Source organism: Pseudomonas sp. GW821-FHT03C07 (assembly GCF_059420925.1).
The window spans coordinates 221,057-246,722 of record NZ_JBWKUQ010000008.1 but is presented as its reverse complement, the minus strand read 5'-3'; the positions used below and the strand labels follow the sequence as shown (position 1 = coordinate 246,722).

Below are 25,666 nucleotides of genomic sequence, written 5' to 3'. Positions count from 1 at the left end.
CAACCCTAGCAGAAACCTCCTTGCATGAGTTTTTATCATGCGAGCAATCGGTTTTATCCCTTTGTGCAAATGCCTGGGAACCCTGAGAATCAACGGTTCTCACTGCCTTCCACCTGTCGAGCCTGATGATCATGAAGCATTCAGCACGCACCGAACTCCGGGCCATCCTGCGGCTGTCCGGGCCGCTGATCGCCTCGCAGTTGGCGCATATGCTGATGGTATTGACCGACACCCTGATGATGGCCCGACTCAGCCCCGAGGCCTTGGCCGGTGGCGGCCTGGGCGCGGCGAGTTATTCGTTCGTGTCGATTTTCTGCATTGGCGTGATCGCGGCCGTCGGCACCCTGGTCTCCATTCGCCAGGGCGCCGGCGATATCGAAGGCGCGACCCGGCTGACCCAGGCCGGGCTGTGGCTGGCCTGGGCCATGGCCCTGGTGGCCGGCCTGCTGTTGTGGAACCTCAAGCCGCTGCTGCTGATGTTCGGCCAGACCCCCACCAACGTGCACGCCGCCACGCAGTTCCTGACGGTGCTGCCGTTCGCCCTGCCCGGCTACCTGAGCTTCATGGCCCTGCGCGGGTTCACCAGCGCCCTGGGCCGCGCGACCCCGGTGATGGTGATCAGCCTGTGCGGCACCGTGGCCAACTTTTCCCTCAACTATGCCCTGATCACCGGGATGTTCGGCCTGCCCAAGCTGGGCCTGGTGGGGATCGGCCTGGTCACGGCGCTGGTCGCCAGCTGCATGGCCCTGGCGCTGGCCTGGCATATCAAGCGGCACCCGGCGTACCGCCACTACCCCTTGCTGCGGGGCCTGTCGCGGCCCAATTGGCAGTATCTGCGCGAACTCTGGCGCCTGGGTCTGCCGATTGGCGGTACCTATGCCGTGGAGGTCGGGCTGTTCGCCTTTGCCGCGCTGTGCATGGGCACCATGGGCAGTACGCAACTGGCCGCGCACCAGATCGCCCTGCAGATCGTCTCGGCGGCCTTTATGGTGCCGGCGGGGATCTCCTACGCCATCACCCTGCGCATCGGTCTGCACTACGGCGCCGGGCAACTGCTGGACGCGCGCCTGGCCGGAAGGGTCGGCATCGCTTTCGGGGCGGCCGCCATGCTGGCCTTTGCCGCGCTGTTCTGGCTGGCGCCGAACCCACTGGTGGGACTGTTCCTGGATCGCAACGACCCGGCGTTCCAACCGGTTATCGAACTGGCCGTCAGGCTGCTGGCGGTGGCCGCCTGGTTCGAGCTGTTCGATGGCACCCAGACCATCGCCATGGGCGCGATCCGGGGCCTGAAAGACGCCAAGACCACCTTCCTCGTCGGTCTCGCCTGCTACTGGCTGATCGGCGCCCCGGCGGCATGGTTGCTGGCGTTCGACTTCAATGGCGGAGCAACCGGTGTCTGGTGGGGCCTGGCGCTGGGCCTGGCTTGCGCGGCAGTAAGCCTGACGCTGGCGTTTGAATGGCGGATGAAGCGGATGCTCGGACGCCATTCGGCACAAAGCCCACAACGCAGCGTCATGGATGCCGCCTGAGTCGACAGACTGCATCCCGCGGCGTCAAACCACCTCCTGCGCCACTGGCTGAGCGGCACCAAAGGTCAGGTACTCCACCAGCTCCGCCAGCGGCAACGGCTTGCTGATCAGGTAACCCTGGGCCTGGTCGCAGCCGAACTCGCGCAGCAAGGCCAGTTGCTCCGGGGTTTCAACCCCTTCGGCCACCACCTCCAGATGAAGGTTGTGGGCCAGGTTGACCATGGCATGCACCAGCTTGCGGTTTTCCTCACGCAACTCCATGCCACCGACAAAACTCTTGTCCACCTTGAGCAAGGCGATCGGCAGACTGTTGAGGTGCACGAAGGAAGAAAACCCGGTGCCGAAGTCATCCAGGGAAAAACGCACCCCCAACCGCCCCAGGGCATCCATGGTCTGCTTGACCAGGTCGCTACGACGCATCACCGCAGTTTCGGTGAGCTCGAACTCCAGCCACTGCGCCTCAACGCCGCGCTCGGCAATCAGCCGGCTCAAGGTCGGGAGCAACTGGCTGTCCTGGAACTGCCGGAACGACAGGTTGACCGCCATGTGCAGCGGCGCCAGCCCCAGCGCGCGCAAGGCCTGCATATCCCGCAGCGCCCGGGAAATCACCCAGTAGCCCAACGGCACGATCAGGCCGCTTTGCTCGGCCAGGGGTACGAACTCGCTGGGCGGCAACAACCCGCGCTCGCCATGCCGCCAGCGCACCAGGGCCTCGAGGCCGACGATCTGGCCGCTGCCCAGGTCCAGGCGCGGCTGGTAATGCAGTTCCAGTTCGTCACGGCGCAGGGCCCGGCGTAGCTCGCTTTCCAGGTCGGCGAGGCTACGGGCGTTACGATTGATCCGCTCATTGAAGGTATGAAAGGTGCAGCCCTGGGTACTCTTGGCCTGCTGCATGGCGATATGCGCATGCCACATCAGTGGATCGGCACCGGCATTGGCACGGGTATGGGCGATGCCCAGGCTGCAACCGATCAACAGGCTCTCACCGTCGACCCAGTAAGGTTCGGCCATGGCCTCGACAATCCGTTCGGCCACACTCTCGGCGCGCTGGGGTGCACGACGGGTGTCGATCAGCAGGGCGAATTCGTCGCTGCCCAGGCGCGCCAACTGGTCACCCGCCTCAAGCTGGCTCTTGAGCCGCGCCACCACCTGCAGGATCAGCCGGTCGCCGGCCTGGTGACCCAGGGCGTCGTTGGCATGGCGGAAATTGTCCAGGTCCAGGTGCCCGAGGGCCAGGCCGCGCCCTTCGTTCTCGGCCAGCCGCGCCGCCAGCAGGGTCTGGAAGCCCTGGCGATTGGCGATGCCGGTCAGCGGGTCCTGCTCGGCCAGGCGCTGCAAGGTGTTTTCCAGTACGCCGCGCTCACGCACATGGCGCAGACAGCGACGCAAGGTCGGCGTATCGAGTCCCTGGCGAACCAGCCAGTCGCTGACCCCCAGGGGTGCGATCAACGGTTCTTCTTCCAACAACAGGATGGTTGGCAGGTTGCAGCGTCCCGGCGCCGGCTGCAAGTTCGGCACCGTCAACAACAGCGCCGTGCGGTCGGCCTCGAACAGGCGGCTGACCACCTCCCAGGACGGCGCATGGATCAGCACGGCCGAGTCTCCCAGAGGAGCCAGACACTCGCGCAACAAGGCCGCCCACTCAGGCTCATCGGCCAGTAGCAGCAAACGCAAGGGTTCGACAGACGTAGGCAAGCTGACTCCCTAGACTCTGCAAAAAACGTTGACGATCAACATTGCGACACGCTCGGGAGACTTAAGTAGGATTGATTATCAAGTGCTTTTTTGTGTAACACAATTCTGAACAATAGCCGGGAATATGCTGCGCATCCTGCGGCAAAGTAACAAAACCGGCAAATTTAGATAGCGGCGCACGTCACAGTGTCGGAGAGTCGCGGCAGAATCCGTTCAGCCTGTTAAAATGCCCGCCCTTTTCGCAACAGACTCCTGACGCCGTCATGTCCCGACTCAATCCCCGGCAGCAAGAAGCCGTGAACTACGTCGGCGGCCCTCTTTTGGTGCTCGCCGGCGCCGGCTCCGGCAAGACCAGCGTGATCACCCGCAAGATCGCCCACCTGATCCAGAACTGCGGCATCCGCGCCCAATACATCGTCGCCATGACCTTCACCAACAAGGCCGCGCGAGAAATGAAGGAGCGCGTCGGTACCCTGCTCAAGGGCGGCGAAGGCCGTGGCCTGACGGTATCGACCTTCCACAACCTGGGGCTCAACATCATCCGCAAGGAGCATGCGCGGCTGGGCTACAAGCCGGGCTTCTCGATCTTCGACGAGGCCGACGTCAAGGCCTTGATGACCGACATCATGCAGAAGGAATACTCGGGCGACGACGGCGTCGACGAGATCAAGAACATGATCGGCTCGTGGAAAAACGACCTGATCCTGCCGCCCCAAGCCCTGGAGAATGCGCGTAATCCCAAGGAGCAGACCGCGGCCATCGTCTACACCCACTACCAGCGCACGCTCAAGGCGTTCAACGCGGTGGACTTCGACGACCTGATCCTGCTGCCGGTAAAGCTGTTCGAGGAACATGCCGACATCCTGGAAAAGTGGCAGAACAAGGTCCGTTACCTGCTGGTGGACGAATACCAGGACACCAACGCCAGCCAGTACCTGCTGGTGAAAATGCTCATCGGCACGCGCAACCAGTTCACCGTGGTGGGTGACGACGACCAGTCGATCTACGCCTGGCGCGGTGCGCGGCCGGAAAACCTGATGCTGCTCAAGGACGACTACCCGTCCCTGAAAGTGGTGATGCTGGAGCAGAACTACCGCTCCACCAGCCGGATCCTGCGCTGCGCCAACGTGCTGATCTCGAACAACCCGCACGAATTCGAAAAGCAACTGTGGAGCGAAATGGGTCACGGTGATGAGATCCGTGTCATCCGTTGCCGTAACGAGGATGCCGAGGCCGAACGCGTGGCCATGGAGATTCTCAGCCTGCACCTGCGCACCGACCGGCCCTACAGTGATTTCGCCATCCTCTACCGGGGCAACTACCAGGCCAAGCTGATCGAGCTGAAGCTGCAGCACCACCAGATTCCCTATCGGCTGTCGGGGGGCAACAGCTTTTTCGGGCGCCAGGAAGTCAAGGATCTGATGGCCTACTTCCGCCTGATCGTCAACCCGGACGACGACAACGCCTTCCTGCGGGTGATCAACGTGCCACGCCGGGAGATCGGCTCGACCACCCTGGAAAAGCTCGGCAACTACGCCACCGAACGCAAGATCTCGATGTACGCCGCCACCGACGAAATCGGTCTGGGCGAACACCTCGACAGCCGCTTCACCGACCGCCTGGCGCGCTTCAAGCGCTTTATGGACCGGGTGCGTGAGCAGTGCGCTGGCGAAGATCCGATTGCCGCCCTGCGCAGTATGGTCATGGACATCGACTACGAGAACTGGCTGCGTACCAACAGCTCCAGCGACAAGGCCGCGGACTACCGGATGGGTAACGTCTGGTTCCTGATCGAAGCGCTGAAGAACACCCTGGAAAAAGACGAAGACGGCGATATGACCGTCGAGGACGCCATCGGCAAGCTGGTGCTGCGTGACATGCTCGAACGCCAGCAGGAAGAAGAGGACGGCGCCGAAGGCGTGCAAATGATGACCCTGCATGCGTCCAAGGGGCTGGAATTCCCCTACGTGTTCATCATGGGCATGGAGGAGGAAATCCTCCCGCACCGCTCCAGCATCGAGGCCGACACCATCGAGGAAGAACGGCGCCTGGCCTATGTCGGCATTACCCGAGCCCGTCAGACCCTGGCCTTCACCTTTGCCGCCAAGCGCAAGCAGTACGGCGAGGTCATCGACTGTGCGCCGAGCCGTTTCCTCGATGAACTGCCACCGGACGACCTGGCCTGGGAAGGTAACGACGACACGCCGACCGAAGTCAAAGCCGTACGCGGCAATTCGGCGCTGGCGGATATACGCGCGATGTTAAAGCGCTAGAATTGCGCATTTTTTAATCTATCTTCAGCGCAAAGGCGCTATTCGAGGACGTTCCGTGGAAGCACTGCACAAGAAAATTCGCGAAGAAGGCATCGTGCTTTCCGATCAGGTACTGAAGGTCGACGCCTTCCTGAACCACCAGATCGACCCGCAGTTGATGAAACTGATCGGTGACGAATTCGCCACACTGTTCGCCGACTCGGGCATTACCAAGATCGTCACCATCGAAGCCTCGGGGATTGCCCCGGCGATCATGACCGGGCTGAACCTCGGCGTGCCGGTGATTTTCGCCCGCAAGCACCAGTCCCTGACCCTGACGGAAAACCTGCTGTCGGCGACGGTGTACTCCTTCACCAAGCAGGTTGAAAGCACCGTGGCGATTTCCCCGCGCCACCTGACCAGCAGTGATCGCGTGCTGATCATCGATGACTTCCTGGCCAACGGCAAAGCGTCCCAGGCGCTGATCTCGATCATCAAGCAGGCCGGCGCGACCGTGGCGGGCCTGGGTATCGTCATCGAGAAATCCTTCCAGGGCGGCCGGGCCGAACTGGACGCGCAGGGTTATCGCGTGGAATCGCTGGCCCGGGTGAAGTCCCTGGCCGGCGGTGTTGTGAGCTTTATCGAATAAGGCCACACCTCAACACCACCATTGCCCCTGACTTGCAACAACGGTCAACACGGAAACTGTAGGGGCTGGCTTGTCGGGACGCCGCAGCGCAGCGATGAAGCCCTTGAGCCTTGCGGCGCCTATCCGGACGCCATCGCCAGCAAGCTGGCGCCTACAAGGGTGTGTCGTACCCGATTTCGCGGAGCTTCAGTCAGGCAGCGTCTCCTGCAACCCCGCCAGCAGAAACCGCTGAAAAAGCTCCTCCTTCAACCCCTCCGGGTGGGTCAGGCGCATGCGCTCCAGATGCACGGCAAAGGCCGCCGGCTCGGGGGCATCCAGCGCCGCCTTGCCCAGCTCAAGCATCTCGGTGAGCTTGAATTTGCTTTTGAGCCAGTTCAGCGCCCGCAGCAGATCCCGCTCTTCCGCGCTGAAATCACTGCCCAGCGGATACTCCGGAAACAAATGCGGATGCCGTGTCCGAATCGCCTGCAAGCGCTGCGGACGATTATCGGTAAAACGCGGGTCGAGACGGAAATCCCCCGGCAGCTTGCCAGCCTGTTGCGCCTGTTCGATCAACCCCGACTGAAAGCGTGAATCGGCGATATTCAACAGCGCTTCGATCACCTCGGCGTCGGTCTTGCCGCGCAGGTCGGCCATACCGTACTCGGTCACCACGATATCGCGCAGGTGCCGGGGGATGGTGCAATGCCCATACTCCCAGACGATATTCGAACTGACCTCACCGCCCGCCTCGCGCCAACTGCGCAAGATCAGGATCGACCGCGCGCCCTCCAGCGCATGACCCTGGGCCACGAAGTTGTACTGCCCGCCGACCCCGCTGAGCACCCGCCCGTCTTCGAGCTGGTCCGCCACACCCGCCCCCAGCAGGGTCATGGTGAAGGCACTGTTGATAAACCGCGCGTCGAGGCGCTGCAGGCGCTTGAGTTCTTCCTCGCCAAACAGTTCGTTGATGTAGCTGATGGCGGTCATATTGAATTCGCCCAGCTGGTCCCGGGACAGCTCGTGCAGGCGCTGATAGAAACTGCGCGGCCCGAGAAAGAAACCGCCATGCACCATGATGCCACCGGTTTGCACGACACCGGCATTGGCCTGGCGTTGCCGCTCAAGGTCGGCATGGACCTTGCGCCGCACGATGCCCGCGTCCACCAGGACCAGCAGGCCGTTGACGAACATCTCGCTGCAACCGTAAAGCCCCTTGGCAAAAGCTTCGATACCGCCTTCCTTGTCGAGCAAGGCTTTCCAGGGCGACAGATCGATATCCGCCAGCAACGCTTGGTAACCCTCGTTGTCCGCCTGACGGGCCAGCAACGCGGCGGTCAAGGCGTCGCCCATGGCACCAATGCCGATCTGCAAGGTGCCGCCATCGCGCACCAGGGTGCTGGCGTGCAGGCCGATAAAATGATCCTGGGTATCCACCGGCATGTTCGGGGTGGAGAACAGGGTGCTGCGTTCCGGCTCGTCGATCAGCAGGTCAAAGGCGTCACGGCTGATCTCCGAATCCCCAGGCATGTACGGCAAGTGGCTGTGAGCCTGCGCCAGCATCAGGATGGTTTCTCCGCCAGCGCGGCGCCGGGCGATCATCGGCAGCAGGTCGAGGGTGATGTCCGGGTTGCAGCTCAGGCTCAGGTACCCGGGATGTTCCGGGGCCTCGGCCACCAGTTGCGCGATCAGGTTCAGGCCGGCGGCGTTGATGTCGCGGGCGGCATGGCTGTAGTTGCTGCTGACGTAATCCTGCTGGGCTTGCGTGCTGTGCAACAGGCTGCCGGGTTGCATGAAGAACTGCCGGACGTGGATATTCGGCGGCAGGCTGTCCCGACGCAGGTCGGCGAGGAAATCCAGTTCGGGATAATCGCCGAACACCCGTTCGACAAAGGGTTCGAGGAACCGCCGTTGCAAGCCGTCACCCAGGGCCGGGCGGCCGAGGCTCAAAGCGGTGTAGATCGTCAGCCGACGCTCCGGCAATTGCCTGATGCGCTGGTAGAGCGCATTGATAAACCGATTGGGTTTGCCCAGGCCCAGGGGGCTGGCCATGTGAATATGCGCCGGCAGTCGCGCCAACACCTCATCGACCGCACGCTCGATAGAACAGCACTGCACCATCGGACCCTCCTCGCCTTTCCATGAATTGAGGTTGGACCGAGCTTGCCGGGAATTTGCTGAAAATGACAGCCCGAGCCCGCAGGCATCATGCTGTCCCCATTCCTCGCGTCGAAACACCGCCCTTGCCGGCGATGGCGTCCGTGAATGCAGCACCTGACTCAAGGGCCTCATCGCCGGCAAGCCGGCTCCCACAGGTCCCGCGTTCACCAAAAGCAAAAAAGCCGCTCGTAAGCGGCTTTTTCAGAGAAGATCGGTCTTATTTCAGCCCGGACATTTTCTCGATCGCACCTTTGAGCTCGTCATCGGAGCAGTCGGCGCAGGTGCCTTTTGGCGGCATCGCGTTAAGACCGGTGATGGCCTTGGCCAGCAGGCCACTGAGGCCACCCTGGTGATCCGCGCGGTCTTTCCAGGCCGCGGCATCACCGATTTTCGGCGAACCCAGCAGGCCGGTGCCATGGCAAGCGTTGCAATGCTTGGCGATCACTTCATCCGGTGTCTTGGCTCCGCCGCCACCGCCCACGGTAGCGGCCACTTCCATCCCCTTGCACTCTGCGCCCTGGATACACACCTTGCCCACCGGCTCCAGACGCTTGGCGATATCGTCATTGATTGTCGTTGCCTGAGCGCTGACGGCCCACAGGGCGACTACGGTTGCTGGTACGGCCAGCATTTTCATAATTGGATTCACGCGTACACCCTCAATGGTGGCTAATCACGCCGCGAACCACGGTTTCGCAGGCGGGCGTGAGTATAGCGGTTCGACTGTCCCTGCGAAACAACCCCTAGAGTTACAGGGGTATTAACCCATGGCCAATCAATACTGCCGGGCGCCTTGAAATCCCTGACGTGGCGCCTCTCGCTGTTAAAAGTTCGCCGGTGTCGCTGCGCTGATTAGTCGCGCTGGAGTATCGAACGGATTGCGGAAGCGATGCGGCTTGGTGCTTTCAAAATAGTAGCTGTCGCCCGCCTCGAGAACGAAAGTTTCTGCACCAACCACCAGTTCCAGTCGTCCTTCCAACAAAATGCCCGTCTCCTCACCTTCGTGGGTGAGCATTTCCGCTCCGGTATCGGCACCCGGAGGATAGATCTCGTTGAGGAAGGCGATGGCACGACTGGGATGGGCACGCCCGACCAGCTTCATGGTCACGGCGCCATCGGAGATATCGATCAGCTCGTTGGCCTTGTAGACGATCTGGGTCGGTTTTTCCTGGAGGATTTCCTCGGAAAAGAACTCGACCATGGACATGGGAATGCCGCCAAGCACCTTTCTCAGCGAACTGATCGAAGGGCTGACACTGTTTTTTTCAATCATTGAAATGGTGCTATTGGTGACGCCCGCGCGTTTGGCGAGTTCACGCTGAGACAGACCTTTCAGTTTACGGATGGATTGCAGTCGTTCACCGACGTCCAATACGGCAGTCTCCCAGGGATTCAGGCGATGTTGTAATTGAGCGATATCATGGCATAGCGTTCAGTATTTACAACACTCGAGCCCGAATCCGACTCGGTGGGACGACCTGTGGCGCGGCGCGGCTGCCCCCTAGCTCCCGGTGTAGAGCCGTGGTACCCGGCGCAGGTTGCAAAAAATCTGATAGGGAATGGTCTGGGCCCGGACCGCAACCTCGCTGGCCAGGACGTTTTTGCCCCACAACTCCACCGTCGAACCCAGCCCGGCCTGGGGCACATCGGTCAGATCGATGCACAACATGTCCATCGATACCCGCCCCAGCAACTGGCTGCGCTGGCCTGCCACCAGCACCGGCGTGCCGGTCGGCGCATGCCGCGGATAGCCGTCGGCATAACCCATGGCAACCACGCCGACCCGCGTCGGCCTGGACGTCACGAACAGGCCACCGTAGCCCACCGGCTCTCCCGCTGGCAGCTCGCGCACACTGATGACTTTCGACTCCAGGGTCATGACCGGCTGCAAGCGCGCGGCCAGCGGGTTTTCTTCTTCGAAGGGTGTCGAGCCGAACAGCAGGATGCCGGGACGTACCCAGTCGCTGGGAATCTGCGGCCAACCGAGCAGCGCCGGAGAGTTGCGCAGGCTGACCTCGGCCGACAAACCCTGGCACGCGGCGTCGAAGATCGCCACCTGTTCGGCGCTGCGCTGGCTACCCAGTTCGTCGGCGCGGGCGAAGTGGCTCATCAGCACGATCTTCGCCACCTTGCCGCTCGCCTGCAGGCGCTGGTAAGCCGCCTGGTAGTCCGCGGGCTCCAGTCCCACCCGGTGCATGCCCGAGTCGAGCTTGAGCCAGACGTTGATCGGCTTGGCCAGCACTGCCTGCTCGATGGCTTCCAACTGCCACAGCGCATGCACCACGCACCAGAAATCGTGCTCGACGATCAAGGCCAGTTCGTCGGCCTCGAAAAAGCCTTCCAGCAACAGGATCGGCGCGCGAATACCCGCGGCCCGTAACTCGAGCGCTTCCTCGATACAGGCCACGGCGAAACCATCGGCCTCGGCCTCCAGGGCCTGGGCACAGCGCACCGCGCCATGACCGTAGGCATCGGCCTTGATCACCGCAAGGGCTCGGGCGCCCGACACTTCACGGGCCAATTGGTAGTTGTGACGCAGGGCTTGGAGGTCGATCAGGGCACGGGCAGGACGCATGGCGGCAAACTTCTGGACAGTCAAGGGAGGGAATAAAAAACCGGTGCGAACGGCAATCAAACCACCACGCACCGGGAGAGGGATCGCACTTAAGGCAGAGCGGCCACAACCGACAGCTCGACCAGGATTTGCGCTTCGCACAGCTTCGCTTCAACCGTGGCACGGGCCGGCGCGACGCCTTTTGGCAGCCACTTGTCCCAGACCGAATTCATGCCGGCGAAGTCCGCATCGATGTCTTTCAAGTAAATCGTCACCGACAACAACCTGCTCTTGTCGGTACCCGCCAGATCCAGCAAACGCTCGATATTGCCAAGGGCTTCACGGGTCTGGGTTTCAATCCCGGCGCTCATGTCGTCACCGACCTGCCCTGCCAGATACACGGTACCGCTGTGCACAACGATCTGGCTCATGCGTTCATTGGTGAGCTGGCGCTGGATTGCCATGTTTTGCAGTCTCCTGGGGCATTTTGCCGTAACGGGAAATATCGAGGCCTTCGGCACTGATCTGCGGTTTTTTCTTCGCCATCAGGTCAGCCAACAGGCGACCGGAGCCACAAGCCATGGTCCAGCCGAGCGTACCGTGACCGGTGTTCAGGAACAGATTGCGGAAGGCGGTTGCCCCCACGATCGGCGTGCCATCCGGTGTAGTCGGACGCAAACCGGTCCAGAAGCTGGCTTGCTCGAGGTCGCCGCCCTGAGGATAAAGATCGCCGACGATCATCTCCAGCGTTTCGCGCCGTTTCGGATTCAGCGACAGGTCAAAACCGGCGATTTCCGCCATGCCACCGACACGGATGCGGTTGTCGAAACGGGTGATCGCGACCTTGTAGGTCTCGTCAAGGATAGTCGAAGTCGGGGCCATGGCCGGGTTGGTGATCGGCACGGTCAGCGAATAGCCCTTGAGCGGGTAGACCGGTGCCTTGATCCCCAGCGGCTTGAGCAACTGCGGCGAATAACTGCCCAGCGCGAGCACGTAGCGGTCGGCGGTTTCCAGCTTGCCGTCGATCCACACGCCGTTGATGCGCTCGCCCGCATGGTCGAGCCGTTGAATGTCCTGGCCGAAGCGGAACTCCACACCCAGCTTGACGGCCATTTCGGCCAGGCGGCTGGTGAACATCTGGCAGTCGCCGGTCTGGTCGTTCGGCAGGCGCAGGGCCCCGGCGAGGATATCGGTGACGCTGGCCAGGGCCGGTTCGACCCGGGCAATGCCGGCACGGTCGAGCAATTCGTAAGGCACGCCGGACTCTTTCAGCACCGCGATATCTTTCGCCGCGCCATCGAGTTGCGCCTGGGTGCGGAACAGCTGGGTGGTGCCCAGGCTGCGGCCTTCGTAGGCAATTCCGGTTTCGGCGCGCAGTTCGTCGAGGCAGTCACGGCTGTACTCGGACAGGCGGACCATGCGCTCCTTGTTCACGGCATAGCGGCTGGCGGTGCAGTTACGCAGCATCTGCGCCATCCACAGGTACTGGTCGATATCGGCGGTGGCCTTGATCGCCAGCGGCGCATGGCGCTGCAGCAACCACTTGATGGCCTTGAGCGGCACGCCCGGGGCGGCCCAGGGCGAGGCATAGCCGGGCGAGACCTGGCCGGCGTTGGCGAAACTGGTTTCCATGGCGGCGGCCGGCTGACGGTCGACCACCACCACCTCGAAACCAGCCCGGGCCAGATAATAAGCACTGGTGGTACCAATGACACCGCTACCCAATACCAGAACTCGCATGTGTCTATCCCTCAATCCGCGGCCAGCCGCCGGTGTTTAATGTTCAAAATCAAGATGCGCGCAGTGTAAAAAACAATAGCCAGTGCTTTTCACTATATAAGTGCCTATATTTGGCGAGAATTCTCGGCACTATCGCTTTTGACGGAGGGGCATTCCCTAATGAGAACCAACCATCAGACCAAGCGCGAGCTGGACAAAATCGACCGCAACATCCTGCGCATCCTGCAGGCCGACGGGCGCATCTCGTTCACCGAGCTTGGCGAAAAGGTCGGCCTGTCCACCACGCCCTGTACCGAACGGGTGCGCCGGCTGGAACGCGAAGGCATCATCATGGGCTACAACGCCCGGTTGAACCCGCAGCACCTCAAGGGCAGCCTGCTGGTGTTCGTCGAGATCAGCCTCGACTACAAATCGGGCGACACCTTCGAAGAGTTCCGACGTGCCGTGCTGAAGTTGCCGCATGTGCTGGAATGCCACCTGGTGTCGGGGGACTTCGACTACCTGGTGAAAGCGCGGATTTCCGAGATGGCCTCCTACCGCAAATTGCTCGGCGACATCCTGCTCAAGCTGCCCCATGTGCGGGAATCCAAGAGCTATATCGTGATGGAAGAAGTGAAAGAGAGCCTGAACCTGCCGATTCCGGATTGACGCTAGACCAGTACCTGCCGGGTACTGGCAATGTACTCGTGCACCTGTTGTTCGGCCCGTGGATGAATCATCTCCACGGGACGTCGGCCATTGGGGCATGGCAGCGTCGGCGTCGTCCCGAACAAACGACAGATCAGCGGGCGCTCGTCATACACCGTGCAACCGTTCGGTCCCAGGTGCACGCAATTGAGTTCGTCCAGCGCAGCTTCCTGCTCGGCGGCGGTCTTGCGCGGCAGGCGGGCCATCTCCGCGGAAGAGGTGGTCACCGGCCCACAGCAGTCGTGGCAGCCCGGCACGCATTCGAAAGACGGGATTTGCTGGCGCAGAAAGCGGATTTTCTGACTGTTGCAGCTCATCGAATAACGACCGGAAAGAAGAATGAACGCGGATTTTGCCTGAAAAGGCCGCGCCCGGCAGCAAACCTGTGCATCTGAAGAAACGCGATCGCCCCTTTGGCGTCAGCTTGCCGGCGATGGGGCCCGTCAGTCTTGCATCGTCTGATCGGCCGCCATCGCCAGCAAGCTGGCGCCTATACGTTTCGTGCTAGGAGCGCCAGAACGGTTTCAAGCCCTCTTCCCATGCCTGCTCCGGGCTCAATCCGATATCACGCAGTTCCTCGGATGTGAGTCCAAGCAAGGCCCTGCGGGTACGCAGGCGATGCCAGGCCAGACCCATGGAACCGAAGGCCGGGGGGCAGCGGCGGGCGGAGAACGCCTTGACTACCCGCTCGTGCTCGATCACCAGTTCCTGACTGTGCAACACCAGACGCACATCGCTCATGCCGTTCATTACCTCTACTCCTTTGTTACCCGGTTGCCATGAGTACACAGGATGGGTGAACGGCCAAAACCATTACAGATTCAATCAATTTTTATTAACTCAATACAGATCTCGCCAAAGCGTGACTGAATCCTGTATTTTCACCTTATCTGTACCGGCCACTGCTTTCCACCTCACCCGAGAACTGCGCCATGACTCTCTACATCAACCTCGCCGAATTGCTTGGAACCCGCATAGAACAAGGCTTCTATCGCCCCGGCGATCGCCTGCCTTCTGTACGGGCGCTGAGTGTGGAGCACGGTGTCAGTCTGAGTACGGTGCAGCAGGCCTACCGGGTCCTGGAAGACAGCGGGCTGGCCCAACCGAAACCCAAGTCCGGCTATTTCGTGCCCGTAGGCCGCGAACTGCCAGCCTTGCCAGTGGTGGGGCGTCCGGCGCAGCGTCCCGTGGATATTTCACAGTGGGAGCAGGTGCTCGAACTGATCCGCTCTGTCCCCCGCGAGGACACCGTACAGTTGGGTCGCGGCATGCCGGACATCGACAGCCCGACCCTGAAACCGCTGCTGCGCAGCCTGGCGCAAATCAGCCGCCGCCAGGACATGCGCGGCCTGTCCTACGACAATATCCACGGCAACCTCGGGCTGCGCGAGCAGGTGGCGCGACTGCTGCTCGACTCGGGCTGCCAGCTCGGTCCCAACGACCTGGTGATCACCACCGGCTGCCACGAGGCCCTGTCCACCAGCATCCGCTCCATCTGCGAGCCGGGGGATATCGTCGCGGTGGACTCCCCGAGCTTCCACGGCGCCATGCAGACCCTCAAGGGGCTGGGCATGAAGGCCCTGGAAATCCCCACCGACCCACTCACCGGCATCAGCCTCGACGCCCTCGAACTGGCCCTGGAACAGTGGCCGATCAAGGCCATACAGTTGACCCCCAACTGCAACAATCCGCTGGGCTACATCATGCCGGAGTCACGCAAGCGGGCCCTGCTGACCCTGGCCCAGCGCTTTGACGTGGCGATTATCGAGGACGATGTGTATGGCGAACTGGCCTACACCTACCCCCGTCCGCGCACCATCAAGTCCTTCGATGAAGACGGCCGCGTGCTGCTCTGCAGTTCTTTCTCCAAGACCCTCGCCCCGGGCCTGCGCATCGGCTGGGTGGCACCTGGTCGTTACCTCGAGCGAGTGCTGCACATGAAGTACATCAGCACCGGCTCCACCGCCCCGCAGCCTCAGCTGGCCATCGCCGACTTCCTGAAAAACGGCCACTTCGAGCCGCACCTGCGCCGCATGCGCAGCCAATACCAGCGCAATCGCGACCTGATGATCGACTGGATCAGTCGCTACTTTCCCGCTGGCACCCGGGCCAGCCGCCCCCAGGGCAGCTTCATGCTCTGGGTCGAACTGCCCGAGGGCTTCGATGCCTTGCGCCTGAACCGCGCACTGCAGGACCAGGGCGTGCAGATCGCGGTGGGTAGTATCTTTTCGGCCTCAGGCAAATACCGTAACTGCCTGCGCATGAACTACGCTGCCAAGCCGACAGCGCTGATCGAAGAGGCCGTGCGCAAAGTCGGCGCGGCCGCGATCAAATTACTGGCACAAAACGAGAGCAGTATCGATTGACCCTGACCCGCCAGACAGCGTCCATATGCCGACACCTGCCATGACCTGGGGCGATGCCCATTGAAAGCCTGTTTGCTGCTCATTGCCGTGCTGTTGAGCGGATGCGCCTCCCTGGCGGTCCCACGGTTTCCCAGCCAGGCCCTGCCAGCGAGTGACTCGGCCTTTGGCCGTTCGATCCAGGCCCAGGCCGCGCCCTGGCAGGGACGCTCGGGCTTTCGCCTGCTGGCCAATGGCAGCGAGGCGTTCAGGGCCCGGGCCGAACTGATCCGCAATGCTCAGGTCAGCCTGGATCTGCAGTACTACATCGTCCACGACGGTCTGAGCACCCGCATGCTGGTGGATGAGTTGCTCAAGGCCGCCGATCGCGGCGTACGGGTGCGCATCCTGCTGGACGATACCGCCAGCGACGGGCTCGACGCGGTCATCGGCACGCTGGTCGCGCATCCGAATATCCAGATTCGCCTGTTCAACCCGCTGAACCTCGGCCGCGGCACCCGTGCCACCCGCACCCTGGGCCGCTTGTTCAACCTGTCGCAGCAACACCGACGGATGCACAACAAGCTGTGGCTGGCCGACAACAGCGCGGCCATCGTCGGCGGGCGCAACCTGGGGGACGAATATTTCGGCGCCGAGCCGGACCTGAACTTCACCGATATCGACCTGCTCGGTTTCGGGCCCGTGGCCGAACAGCTCGGACACAGCTTCGACCAGTACTGGAACAGTACCCTGAGCGCGCCCATCGGCGACTTCCTCTCCAGCTCGCCGTCCGCGGTGGAACTGGCCAAGGCCCGGCGGCGACTCGAGGACTCGCTGGGCAGCTATCGCCAGCACAATACCGTCCTGTACCTGAGACTCCGGGCCTACAAGAGCGAACCGCACATGGACCTCTGGCGCCACGAACTGATCTGGGCCTGGAACCAGGCGCTGTGGGACGCGCCCAGCAAGGTCCTGGCCAGGGACGAGCCAGATCCACGACTGTTGCTGACGACCCAGTTGGCACCGGAACTGCGGAACGTTCATACCGAACTGATGATGATTTGCGCCTACTTCGTGCCCGGTCAGCCAGGGCTGATCTACCTGACCGGGCAGGCCGACGCCGGGGTCTCGGTCAGCCTGCTGACCAACTCACTGGAGGCCACCGACGTACCGGCCGTGCACGGCGGTTATGCCCCCTACCGCAAGGCCTTGCTGGCACACGGCGTGAAACTCTTCGAACTGCGGCGCCAGCCCGGAGAGCGTGGCGGCAGCGGACCACATCTGTTTCATAGCGCGTCCTACAAGGGTTCGGACTCCAGCCTGCACAGCAAGGCGATGATTTTCGACCGACAGAAGTCCTTTATCGGCTCCTTCAACTTTGACCCGCGTTCGGTGCTGTGGAACACCGAAGTCGGCGTCCTGGTGGACAGCCCGGAGCTGGCGGAACAGGTTCGGGCCCTGGCCTTGCGCGGGATGGCCCCGGCCCTGAGCTACCAGCCGTATCTGGAGCAGGGGCAGATTGTCTGGCTCACCGAAGATAACGGCCAGCTCCACAAGCTGCGGCACGAGCCGGGCAACTGGTGGCGTCGGTTCAACGCCTGGTTTGCCAACCATATCGGGCTGGAGCGCATGCTCTGAAGGCTCATAGCGTCCGCGTCGCCACTACCTGATACACACGGTCATGGGTAGGAGCAAGTTTGCTCGCGATCAGCCGGCAGGCTGATGTTTCATCGGTGCCCGGGAGCCCGTCATCGCGAGCAAGCTTGCTCCTACAGGGGCGTAGCCGGCTGTGTCGTGCCGAAGGCCCCTTGGCGCAACACCAACACCAGCAAGCCCAAGGCCCCTGCGGCCATGAACAACGGCAAGGCATGCCCGCTGACCCACTGGCTGCCCGCTCCCGCCACCAACGGCCCGATCAGACAGCCGATGCCCCACAGCTGCGCCACATGGGCGTTGGCCCGCACCAGCGCGTCGTCGCGATAACGCTCGCCGATCAGGATCAACGACAAGGTAAACAACCCGCCCGCACTGGCCCCGAACAACACCCATAACGGCCAGATCAGCAAGGTATCGATCAACCACGGCACCGCCAGGCTCGACAGCATCAGCGCCAGGGCACAACCGCTGAATAGCGCGCGCCGGGACACGCGGTCGGCCAAGGCGCCAATCGGCAACTGCAGCAGGGCATCGCCCACCACCACGGTGCTGACCATGGCCAGGGCAATATCCGCCGTGAAGCCCTGACGCAGGCAGTAAACCGGCAGCAACGTCAGAATCATCGCCTCGAAGGCGGCAAACAGCGAAATGGCCCAGGCAATGGCCGGCAACCCCCGGCAGAAGCCCAGCAAGTCCATCAGGGTCACGCGACTGGACTCCGAGGTGGGCGCCCCGCTGCGCCCCAGCAACAAGAACGGCGCAGCCACCAGCAAGCCCACGCCGACCCAGAAACCGTAATCACCCTCGGTGCCCACGGCAGCCAGCAGCAACGGACCGGACAGTTGGCTCAGCGCATAGGTGCTGCCATACAGGGCCACCAGACGCCCGCGCCATTGCTCGACCACCAGTTGATTGATCCAGCTTTCGCCGAGAATGAAGACAATGGTCAGGATCACCCCGATCATCAGCCGCAGCACCAGCCACACCGGGTAGCTGGGCAACAGCGCCAGCAGACCGATGGACAAGGCCCCGGCCCACAGGCAAAGAGCCATAAGCCGGGCGCTGCCGAAGCGTGCCGCCAGATGACTGGAGACGCTGGCCCCCAGCAACACACCGATAGCCGGCATCGCCGCCATCACACCAATGGCGAAGGCACCATAACCCCAGCTTTCCAGCCGCAGAGACACCAATGGCATGCTCACGCCGAGTGCCAGGCCGACGCTGAGTACCGAAGCCAGGACGGCGAAATAAGTCGCCCAACGCATGTTCCACTCTCCTGTGGACAGTTTTTGTTCAAGACGACACAGCCGGACTTCCTTGCGGAGAGTCCGGCTGTGTTTTTTGGGCTGCCCGATCACGGACACAAAATCCTTGATCGAACGCCGACCTGTAGGAGCTGGCTTGCCAGCGATGAGGCCCTCAGGCCTTGCATTGCCCTTACAGACGCCATCGCCGGCAAGCCGGCTCCCACAAGTTTCGCTGCGGTCTCAAGATCTGGGGCCTCACAGCTTGATCCAGGTCGCCTTCAACTCCGTGTACTTGTCGAACGCATGCAGCGACTTGTCACGGCCGTTACCCGACTGCTTGAAGCCACCGAACGGCGCGGTCATGTCGCCGCCATCGTACTGGTTCACCCACACGCTGCCGGCTCGCAGGGCCTTGGCGGTCAGGTGCGCCTTGGAGATATTCGCGGTCCAGACCGCCGCCGCCAGGCCATACGGCGTGTCGTTGGCAATGTTGATCGCCTCTTCCACGCTGTCGAAGGTGATGACCGACAGCACCGGGCCGAAGATTTCTTCCTGGGCGATCTTCATCGCGTTGCTCACGCCGTCAAAGATGGTCGGTTCGACGTAGGTCCCACCGGTTTCCTGCAGCGTCCGCTTGCCACCGGCCACCAGCTTGGCGCCATCGGCATGACCAGACTCGATGTACGACAGCACGGTGTTCATCTGCTGGGTATCCACCAGGGCACCGACATTGGTGTCCGGATCCAGCGGGTTGCCCGGTTTCCAGGCCTTCAGCGCTTCGATCACCAGCGGCAGGAAGCGCTCCTTGATCGAACGTTCCACCAGCAGGCGCGAACCGGCGGTGCAGACTTCGCCCTGGTTGAAGGCGATGGCGCTGGCCGCGGATTCGGCGGCGGCCTGCAGGTCAGGTGCGTCGGCAAAGACGATATTCGGGCTCTTGCCACCGGCTTCGAGCCAGACGCGCTTCATGTTCGACTCACCGGAGTAGATCATCAGTTGCTTGGCGATCTTGGTCGAGCCGGTGAACACCAGGGTGTCGACATCCATGTGCAGGGCCAGGGCCTTGCCGACGGTGTGACCGTAACCGGGCAGCACGTTCAGCACGCCCGCCGGAATACCGGCTTCAACCGCCAGGGCAGCGATGCGGATAGCCGTCAGCGGGGATTTTTCCGATGGTTTGAGGATCACCGAGTTACCCGTGGACAGCGCCGGCCCGAGCTTCCAGCAGGCCATCATCAGGGGGAAGTTCCACGGCACGATGGCCGCGACCACGCCCACTGGCTCACGGGTCACCAGGCCCAACTGATCATGCGGAGTGGCGGCCACTTCGTCATAGATCTTGTCGATGGCCTCGCCGCTCCAACTCAGGGCCTGGGCCGCGCCGGGCACGTCGATATGCAGCGAATCGCTGATCGGCTTGCCCATGTCGAGGGTTTCCAGCAGGGCCAGTTCCTCGGCGTTGACCTTCAGCAATGCGGCGAAACGAATCATCGCCGACTTGCGCTTGGCCGGGGCCAGGCGCGACCAGACACCGGAATTGAAGGTCGCCCGGGCACTTTCGACGGCGCGCTGGGCATCTGCCGCATCGCAGCTGGCGACGCGGGTCAGCAGGCGGCCATCGACCGGGCTGATGCACTCGAATGTCTCATTCGAGACCGCGGCGGTGTATTCACCATGGATGTAGGCGCGGCCTTCAATCTTCAGCTCACGGGCACGTTGTTCCCAGTCAGCACGAGTCAGGGTGGTCATTCGAGTGTCCTCCTCTTATTGAAATACGGGCGCCGTGCGCTCTTGCACCAGCACCGTTCGGAATTCTGCCCAACGAGCCCCGATTTGGGCCCATGGCACCCACCACCCTAAACCAGCGGCACCTGAAGTTTCAATATATTTGACACAAGGTCGCCAAACGGCGTTGCCATGTTCGTTTTAATAAACATAGACTCGGTGCTTCCGTCCCAAGGCCCGTCACCGCAGAGGAAGAGCACCATGAATATCCAGGATATCGTCGATTTCAGCGAAGCCACCCCCGCGCCGGAACGCTTTCGCCCGGCAGCGGAGAAAGTGTTCAAGGGCGATCCCGAGCAGACTATCTACAACCACTATGGCAGCCCCTGCGGGCAGATGAATGCCGGCGTCTGGGAAGGCGCGGTGGGCCAGTGGACGGTGAACTACAGCGAGCATGAATACTGCGAAATCGTCCAGGGCGTCTCGGTACTGCGCGACGCCGAGGGCAACGCCAAGACCTTGCGCGTCGGCGATCGTTTTGTGATTCCGGCGGGCTTCAAGGGCACCTGGGAAGTGCTGGAACACTGCCGCAAGATCTATGTGGTGTTCGAGCAGAAGACCTGATCAGACCTGGACGCACCAGGAGCGCTCGCTGTCGACAGCCCTCGCCGGGGAGGGAATATCCACATCGATGCCGTCACGCCTGACGCGAAGACGGCCGTGGGCACTGCCCTGGAAATCAGCCTCGGTCAAAGCCAGCAGCCAATAGAGATCCTCCCGACCGCAGCTGCTCTTGACCTGCGTCGCCACCGTCGCCGCACGGAAGCCGATGTGCCCACCCTTGAGCGTAAACAGCGCATCAACCCCGGTTTCGACGGTCTCCGGCATCCCGGCAAGACGGAAGGAGTGGACGCTACCGAAACTGCCTTTCATTGCCGTACCCGGCACCAGCAGATGTCGGCTTGCCGGATCGTGGAAGCGCTGGAGGAACGGTTCGAGCACCTTGGCCGCCTGACCGTTCACCCCAGCCAGGGACTCCCGGAGACGCCGGCCCAACGGCTCATCAGGCGAATCACCGAGTGGCAAGACCGGCCCCAGCAGCAGCCCCAGGGGGGTTTCCCCCTGCGCGACACGGGGCAACCAGTCCAACCGCTGACGATCGAGCAGGTATCCGGCCAGAAGGCCCAGTGTGTAGCTCTCATGATCGACCGCCAGGTAGTCGGCACGCCCCAGTGGGATCAACTGCCTCAACAACCGCGCCTCCCACTCTGGACTGCGGGGCTCAAGCCCCATTGCCAGCAACTGCGCGATCGACTCCACATAACGCGCGCTCCCTTCGGAGCGATCGGTATCGCGGATACGCTCAACCTCATCGGCGAACTCGTTCAGCCAGCGGCGATACCAGTAACTGGCGCGGCCCAACGCATCGGGCTCACCACGAGTCGCGGCCAGCAAATGGCGAATGACCCGGTTGCGGTACAAACGCGGCTCGACGACCGCCGGGTACAAGGTGCTGCGCTCCGACAGCGGGCCGTGCACCCAATCGTCTTCAGCGTAGAAATGAAAGGCTTCGTGGGTCGCCAGGTCGAACAGCTCCGGCACCGCTTCCGGGTGCTTGAGCCGCTGAAGTTCGGCATCAGGCAGGTCTCGCCCCAGGCCGATAAAGACCGCCGGACGGCCCTGCCACTCGATCTTTTCAAAGCGCCGGTAGTCGAAGGGCAGCCCCAGGGCCTCAACAGCGGGCATGTCGAGTTCATGCCCACCCCGGGCATTCATCAGCCATGCCCGCTGTCCGTCGCTGACCAGCAACTGGACATCGGCAAACACCCGGGTCGTCTGGAACATTTTCGCCAGCAGCGGCCAGGCCACGAGCGTCGCCTCGGTCATGCGTCGCACATAGGCCTCGGTACTGGCCCGGTCCGCGGCCTGAACCGCGATACTGCCCGCCGCCAATACCACCAACAGCAGGACTCCACACATTCTCGCCATCATCATTGAGCGCTCTCCACATCCGCATCCTTTCGGTGTTCACCCCAGTCTAGGAAAGGTGCAACGGGAAAAATGTAGGAATCAGGCACACAACAGGCGGGAGCTGGCCGAAAAAAGGCGAAAAAAAACCCCGAACAAGTCGGGGCTTTTCTCGAAAAACAAAATCAATTACTTGATTTTGCCTTCCTTGTAGATCACGTGCTTACGAACAACCGGATCATATTTCTTGATCTCGATTTTGTCCGGAGTAGTGCGCTTGTTCTTGTCAGTCGTGTAGAAATGACCAGTACCGGCGCTCGAGATCAAACGAATCAATTCACGCATGATTTAGCTCCCTTATACCTTGCCATCGCGACGAAGTTCGGCCAGCACGACATCAATGCCGCGCTTGTCGATGATACGCATGCCCTTGGCGGATACGCGCAGACGCACAAAACGCTTCTCGGACTCGACCCAGAAGCGGTGATGCTGCAGGTTCGGCAGGAAACGACGACGGGTTTTGTTGTTTGCGTGGGAAATGTTATTCCCAGTCACCGGACCCTTACCGGTAACTTGACAGACTCTAGACATGCCTCAGCCCTCTAAAACCACATGCCCAACCCGGCATGGGTTGGCCGCTTAATCTCTCAGTCATTTGGCGCCAGGCGCCGCGTTTCTTTAAGGGTCTTACCGGCTACACCTACAAGCGAAGGAACCGGGCCCCTAGAAAAGAGCGCTGCTTTATACCAGAAAGACTCAGGCGCAACAACATCAAGTGCGATTAAAACCTCGGTGGTGCAGCGCAAATGACTGGCCAGGACGCCAGCAACGCGGGCTGGCGCCCTGAAAGGCCGCTCGTCGCACAATACCGCTCGCCGGCCCAAAAGGCCCGCAACCGTGCGGTGAAAATACCGGGGGAAGCAGGCAAACTGAAAAACTCGATAAAAACGGGATAGTCAATTACCGTCCATACCTCTAGGGTAGGACTTTTCCAGACTGCACTCGCAGATGGGACAACGACCTGCAAAGGATACTGAATATGCGTCTCGCTGCCCTACCGCTATTGCTCGTCCCCTTCCTCGGGTTGTCGGCCCAGGCCGCCAGCTCCCTGAGCGTCTGCACCGAAGCCAGCCCCGAGGGGTTCGACGTGGTGCAGTATAACTCGCTGACCACTACCAACGCCTCGGCCGACGTGCTGATGAACCGCCTGGTGGACTTCGACACCACCAGCGGCAAGCTGGTGCCCAGCCTCGCGGACAGTTGGAGCGTGTCCGACGACGGCCTGATCTACGAGTTCAAACTGCATCCAGGGGTGAAATTCCACCACACCGACTATTTCAAACCGACCCGCGACCTGACCGCCGCCGATGTGCGCTTCAGTTTCGAACGCATGCTCGACCCGGCCAACCCGTGGCACCAGATCGCCCAGAGCGGCTTCCCCCACGCCCAGTCGCTGCAACTGCCGAGCCTGATCAAACGGATCGAGGCCAGCGATCCGCTGACCGTGCGTTTCACCCTCGATCATCCCGACTCGACCTTCCTCGCCGCACTGAGCATGGGCTTCGCCTCGATCTATTCGGAGGAATACGCCGACAAGCTGATGACCGCGGGCACCCCGGAAAAACTTAACAGCCAGCCCATCGGCACCGGCCCGTTCGTGTTCGGCCGTTTCCAGAAAGACGCCTCGATCCGCTATAGCGCCAACCCGGACTACTTTGCCGGCAAGCCGGCGGTCGACAGCCTGGTCTTCGCCATCACCCCGGATGCCAACGTCCGCCTGCAGAAGCTGCGGCGCAATGAATGCCAGATCGCGCTCTCGCCCAAGCCCCTGGATGTCGTGGCCGCCAGCAAGGAACCGACACTCAAGGTGGAAAGAACCGCGGCCTTCATGACCGCGTTCGTCGCCATCAACAGCCAGCATCCGCCGCTGGACAAGCCGGAAGTACGCCAAGCCATCAACCTTGCCGTCGACAAGACCAGCTACCTCAAGGCCGTGTTCGAACAAACCGCCGAGGCCGCCAACGGCCCCTATCCGCCCAACACCTGGAGTTACGCCAAGGACTTGCCCGGCTACGCTCACGACCCGGAAAAAGCCAAGGCCCTGCTGGCCAAGGCCGGACTCAAGGACGGCTTCCAGACCACCATCTGGACGCGCCCGTCGGGCAGCCTGCTCAACCCCAACCCGAGTCTCGGCGCCCAGTTGCTACAAGCCGACCTCGCCGAAGTCGGCATCCAGGCGCAGATCCGTGTGATCGAATGGGGCGAACTGATCCGGCGGGCCAAGGCCGGCGAACATGACCTGCTGTTCATGGGCTGGGCCGGTGACAACGGTGACCCGGACAACTTCCTGACCCCGCAATTCTCCTGCGCGGCGGTGAAATCGGGCACCAACTTCGCCCGCTACTGCGACGCGGGCCTGGACAAACTGATCGGCGCCGGCAAGACCACCAGCGAGCAAGGGGTGCGCAGCAAGCTGTACGAGCAGGCCCAGACGCAGATCCAGCAACAGGCGTTGTGGGTACCGCTGGCGCACCCGACGGCCTTCGCCTTGCTGCGCAAGAGCGTCCAGGGCTATGAAGTGAGCCCGTTTGGGCGGCAGGATTTCTCCAAGGTCAGCATCAAACCCTGACCGAGACAACATTATGGCAGCGGGCACGGCCCCTACAAAAGATCGCGGTGTTAGCTCGATCCCGTTACATCCAGCCGCGCTCCATCATCGACAACGGCTCGCCCTCGCCGACGATAAAGTGATCGAGCACCCGCACATCGACGAATTCCAGTGCCGTTTTCAGCCGCTTGGTCAGCACATGATCGGCCTGGCTGGGCTCGGCAACCCCCGAAGGGTGGTTGTGACAGAGGATCAACGCCGCCGCGTTGTGTGCCAGCGCCCGCTTGACCACCTGCCGCGGATAGACGCTGGTGTTGTCGATGGAGCCATGAAACAGCGACTCGAACGCCAGCACCCGGTGTTTGCTGTCGAGAAACAGGCAGGCGAACACCTCATGGGGCTCATGGCGCAACATCGCCTTGAGGTAATCGCGCACCGCCCGTGGGCTTTCCAGCACCGAGTCACGGCGCAGGCGCTCGGCCAGATGCCGACGGGCCATCTCCAGCACCGCCTGCAATTGCGCAAACTTGGCCGGCCCCAGGCCCAACTGGCGAGCAAACGTCTGCTGGTCGGACTCCAGTAACTTGCGCAGGCTGCCGAACCGACTCAACAAGTGCCGGGCCAGGTCCACCGCGCTCTTGCCGGAAACCCCGGTACGCAGAAAGATCGCCAGCAACTCGGCGTCCGACAGGCTCGCCGCGCCCTGCTCCAGCAACTTCTCCCGCGGCCGCTCCGCCGCCGGCCAATCACGAATACTCATTACACCTCCCTGTCCTTGTGGCGCCGCTGTTCCCTGGCGGTCGCTGTGTTATCTTAGCCCATCATTTTTACCCCTGATCTGGCCTGGGGAGGCGTCGTCGGGGGGTAGCCATCAC

At 62.1% G+C, this 25,666-nt stretch carries 23 protein-coding genes; 8 read left to right on the top strand and 15 right to left on the bottom strand.

Annotated features, from left to right (window positions below):
* Positions 1-125: 125 nt before the first annotated feature.
* Positions 126-1,529, top strand: coding sequence for a NorM family multidrug efflux MATE transporter (locus tag AC07VG_RS17975; RefSeq protein WP_495021620.1), 1,404 nt, complete (start codon positions 126-128; stop codon positions 1,527-1,529).
* Positions 1,530-1,553: 24 nt separating this feature from the next.
* On the opposite strand, the gene AC07VG_RS17970 is transcribed toward AC07VG_RS17975, so the two are convergent.
* The gene (locus tag AC07VG_RS17970; protein WP_495000106.1) at positions 1,554-3,224 is read right to left on the bottom strand and encodes a putative bifunctional diguanylate cyclase/phosphodiesterase; all 1,671 of its coding nucleotides are present in this window, start codon (positions 3,222-3,224) and stop codon (positions 1,554-1,556) included.
* A 263-nt stretch (positions 3,225-3,487) separates the two neighbouring features.
* On the opposite strand from AC07VG_RS17970, the gene rep reads away from it, so the two are divergent.
* The gene (gene rep, locus AC07VG_RS17965; RefSeq protein ID WP_100942151.1) at positions 3,488-5,497 is read left to right on the top strand and encodes a DNA helicase Rep; all 2,010 of its coding nucleotides are present in this window, start codon (positions 3,488-3,490) and stop codon (positions 5,495-5,497) included.
* Positions 5,498-5,552: 55 nt separating this feature from the next.
* Positions 5,553-6,125, top strand: coding sequence for a xanthine phosphoribosyltransferase (locus AC07VG_RS17960; protein WP_495000107.1), 573 nt, complete (start codon positions 5,553-5,555; stop codon positions 6,123-6,125).
* 186 nt (positions 6,126-6,311) lie between these two features.
* On the opposite strand, the gene AC07VG_RS17955 is transcribed toward AC07VG_RS17960, so the two are convergent.
* The 6 genes from AC07VG_RS17955 to dadA all read right to left on the bottom strand — a co-directional run bounded on the left by AC07VG_RS17955 (position 6,312) and on the right by dadA (position 12,558).
* Complete coding sequence (locus AC07VG_RS17955; RefSeq protein ID WP_495021619.1) at positions 6,312-8,225, bottom strand: acetyl-CoA hydrolase/transferase C-terminal domain-containing protein; 1,914 nt, start codon at positions 8,223-8,225, stop codon at positions 6,312-6,314.
* A gap of 256 nt (positions 8,226-8,481) precedes the next feature.
* The gene (locus tag AC07VG_RS17950; RefSeq protein WP_495000109.1) at positions 8,482-8,901 is read right to left on the bottom strand and encodes a c-type cytochrome; all 420 of its coding nucleotides are present in this window, start codon (positions 8,899-8,901) and stop codon (positions 8,482-8,484) included.
* A gap of 186 nt (positions 8,902-9,087) precedes the next feature.
* Complete coding sequence (locus AC07VG_RS17945) at positions 9,088-9,636, bottom strand: cupin domain-containing protein (RefSeq protein WP_495000110.1); 549 nt, start codon at positions 9,634-9,636, stop codon at positions 9,088-9,090.
* Positions 9,637-9,765: 129 nt separating this feature from the next.
* A complete protein-coding gene (gene alr / locus AC07VG_RS17940) occupies positions 9,766-10,839 on the bottom strand; it encodes an alanine racemase (protein WP_495000111.1) in 1,074 nt (357 codons plus the stop codon).
* An 89-nt stretch (positions 10,840-10,928) separates the two neighbouring features.
* The gene (locus AC07VG_RS17935; RefSeq protein ID WP_495000112.1) at positions 10,929-11,282 is read right to left on the bottom strand and encodes a RidA family protein; all 354 of its coding nucleotides are present in this window, start codon (positions 11,280-11,282) and stop codon (positions 10,929-10,931) included.
* Positions 11,254-12,558 carry a D-amino acid dehydrogenase gene (gene dadA, locus AC07VG_RS17930; protein ID WP_495000113.1) on the bottom strand — a complete coding sequence of 435 codons (1,305 nt, stop codon included), beginning with the start codon at positions 12,556-12,558 and terminating at the stop codon, positions 11,254-11,256. The genes AC07VG_RS17935 and dadA overlap by 29 nt, the downstream gene beginning before the upstream one ends.
* Positions 12,559-12,717: 159 nt before the next feature.
* Here dadA and AC07VG_RS17925 point away from each other — a divergent pair, with 159 nt between their 5' ends.
* On the top strand, positions 12,718-13,206 hold the full coding sequence (locus tag AC07VG_RS17925) for an Lrp/AsnC ligand binding domain-containing protein (protein WP_017125528.1): 489 nt from the start codon (positions 12,718-12,720) through the stop codon (positions 13,204-13,206).
* A gap of 2 nt (positions 13,207-13,208) precedes the next feature.
* Here AC07VG_RS17925 and AC07VG_RS17920 read toward each other — a convergent pair whose 3' ends face one another.
* Positions 13,209-13,562, bottom strand: coding sequence for a YkgJ family cysteine cluster protein (locus AC07VG_RS17920; RefSeq protein ID WP_495000114.1), 354 nt, complete (start codon positions 13,560-13,562; stop codon positions 13,209-13,211).
* Positions 13,563-13,749: 187 nt separating this feature from the next.
* Positions 13,750-13,995, bottom strand: a complete 246-nt coding sequence (locus AC07VG_RS17915) for a DUF1127 domain-containing protein (protein ID WP_495021618.1) — start codon at positions 13,993-13,995, stop codon at positions 13,750-13,752.
* 182 nt (positions 13,996-14,177) lie between these two features.
* On the opposite strand from AC07VG_RS17915, the gene AC07VG_RS17910 reads away from it, so the two are divergent.
* Both AC07VG_RS17910 and AC07VG_RS17905 read left to right on the top strand, forming a co-directional pair.
* Positions 14,178-15,611: an aminotransferase-like domain-containing protein gene (locus tag AC07VG_RS17910; protein WP_495000116.1), complete on the top strand. Its 1,434-nt coding sequence runs from the start codon at positions 14,178-14,180 to the stop codon at positions 15,609-15,611.
* Between the two features lie 60 nt (positions 15,612-15,671).
* On the top strand, positions 15,672-17,225 hold the full coding sequence (locus tag AC07VG_RS17905; RefSeq protein WP_495021617.1) for a phospholipase D-like domain-containing protein: 1,554 nt from the start codon (positions 15,672-15,674) through the stop codon (positions 17,223-17,225).
* Between the two features lie 131 nt (positions 17,226-17,356).
* Here the strand turns inward: AC07VG_RS17905 and AC07VG_RS17900 are convergent, their stop codons facing one another.
* Both AC07VG_RS17900 and AC07VG_RS17895 read right to left on the bottom strand, forming a co-directional pair.
* Positions 17,357-18,508: an MFS transporter gene (locus AC07VG_RS17900; protein WP_495000118.1), complete on the bottom strand. Its 1,152-nt coding sequence runs from the start codon at positions 18,506-18,508 to the stop codon at positions 17,357-17,359.
* Positions 18,509-18,745: 237 nt separating this feature from the next.
* On the bottom strand, positions 18,746-20,239 hold the full coding sequence (locus tag AC07VG_RS17895; RefSeq protein ID WP_495000119.1) for an aldehyde dehydrogenase: 1,494 nt from the start codon (positions 20,237-20,239) through the stop codon (positions 18,746-18,748).
* Between the two features lie 237 nt (positions 20,240-20,476).
* On the opposite strand from AC07VG_RS17895, the gene AC07VG_RS17890 reads away from it, so the two are divergent.
* Positions 20,477-20,839 carry a cupin domain-containing protein gene (locus AC07VG_RS17890; RefSeq protein WP_495000120.1) on the top strand — a complete coding sequence of 121 codons (363 nt, stop codon included), beginning with the start codon at positions 20,477-20,479 and terminating at the stop codon, positions 20,837-20,839.
* On the opposite strand, the gene AC07VG_RS17885 is transcribed toward AC07VG_RS17890, so the two are convergent.
* From AC07VG_RS17885 to rpmB, 3 genes are all read right to left on the bottom strand, one after another.
* The gene (locus AC07VG_RS17885) at positions 20,840-22,210 is read right to left on the bottom strand and encodes a hypothetical protein (protein ID WP_495000121.1); all 1,371 of its coding nucleotides are present in this window, start codon (positions 22,208-22,210) and stop codon (positions 20,840-20,842) included. It lies immediately after the preceding gene.
* Between the two features lie 162 nt (positions 22,211-22,372).
* Complete coding sequence (gene rpmG, locus AC07VG_RS17880) at positions 22,373-22,528, bottom strand: 50S ribosomal protein L33 (protein WP_003177274.1); 156 nt, start codon at positions 22,526-22,528, stop codon at positions 22,373-22,375.
* Positions 22,529-22,540: 12 nt separating this feature from the next.
* Entirely contained in the window at positions 22,541-22,774 is a 234-nt protein-coding gene (rpmB, locus tag AC07VG_RS17875; RefSeq protein ID WP_007921114.1) for a 50S ribosomal protein L28, read from the bottom strand.
* A gap of 448 nt (positions 22,775-23,222) precedes the next feature.
* On the opposite strand from rpmB, the gene AC07VG_RS17870 reads away from it, so the two are divergent.
* Entirely contained in the window at positions 23,223-24,812 is a 1,590-nt protein-coding gene (locus tag AC07VG_RS17870; RefSeq protein WP_495000122.1) for an ABC transporter substrate-binding protein, read from the top strand.
* 64 nt (positions 24,813-24,876) lie between these two features.
* Here AC07VG_RS17870 and radC read toward each other — a convergent pair whose 3' ends face one another.
* The gene (gene radC, locus AC07VG_RS17865) at positions 24,877-25,551 is read right to left on the bottom strand and encodes a RadC family protein (protein WP_495000123.1); all 675 of its coding nucleotides are present in this window, start codon (positions 25,549-25,551) and stop codon (positions 24,877-24,879) included.
* Between the last annotated feature and the right edge of the window lie 115 nt (positions 25,552-25,666).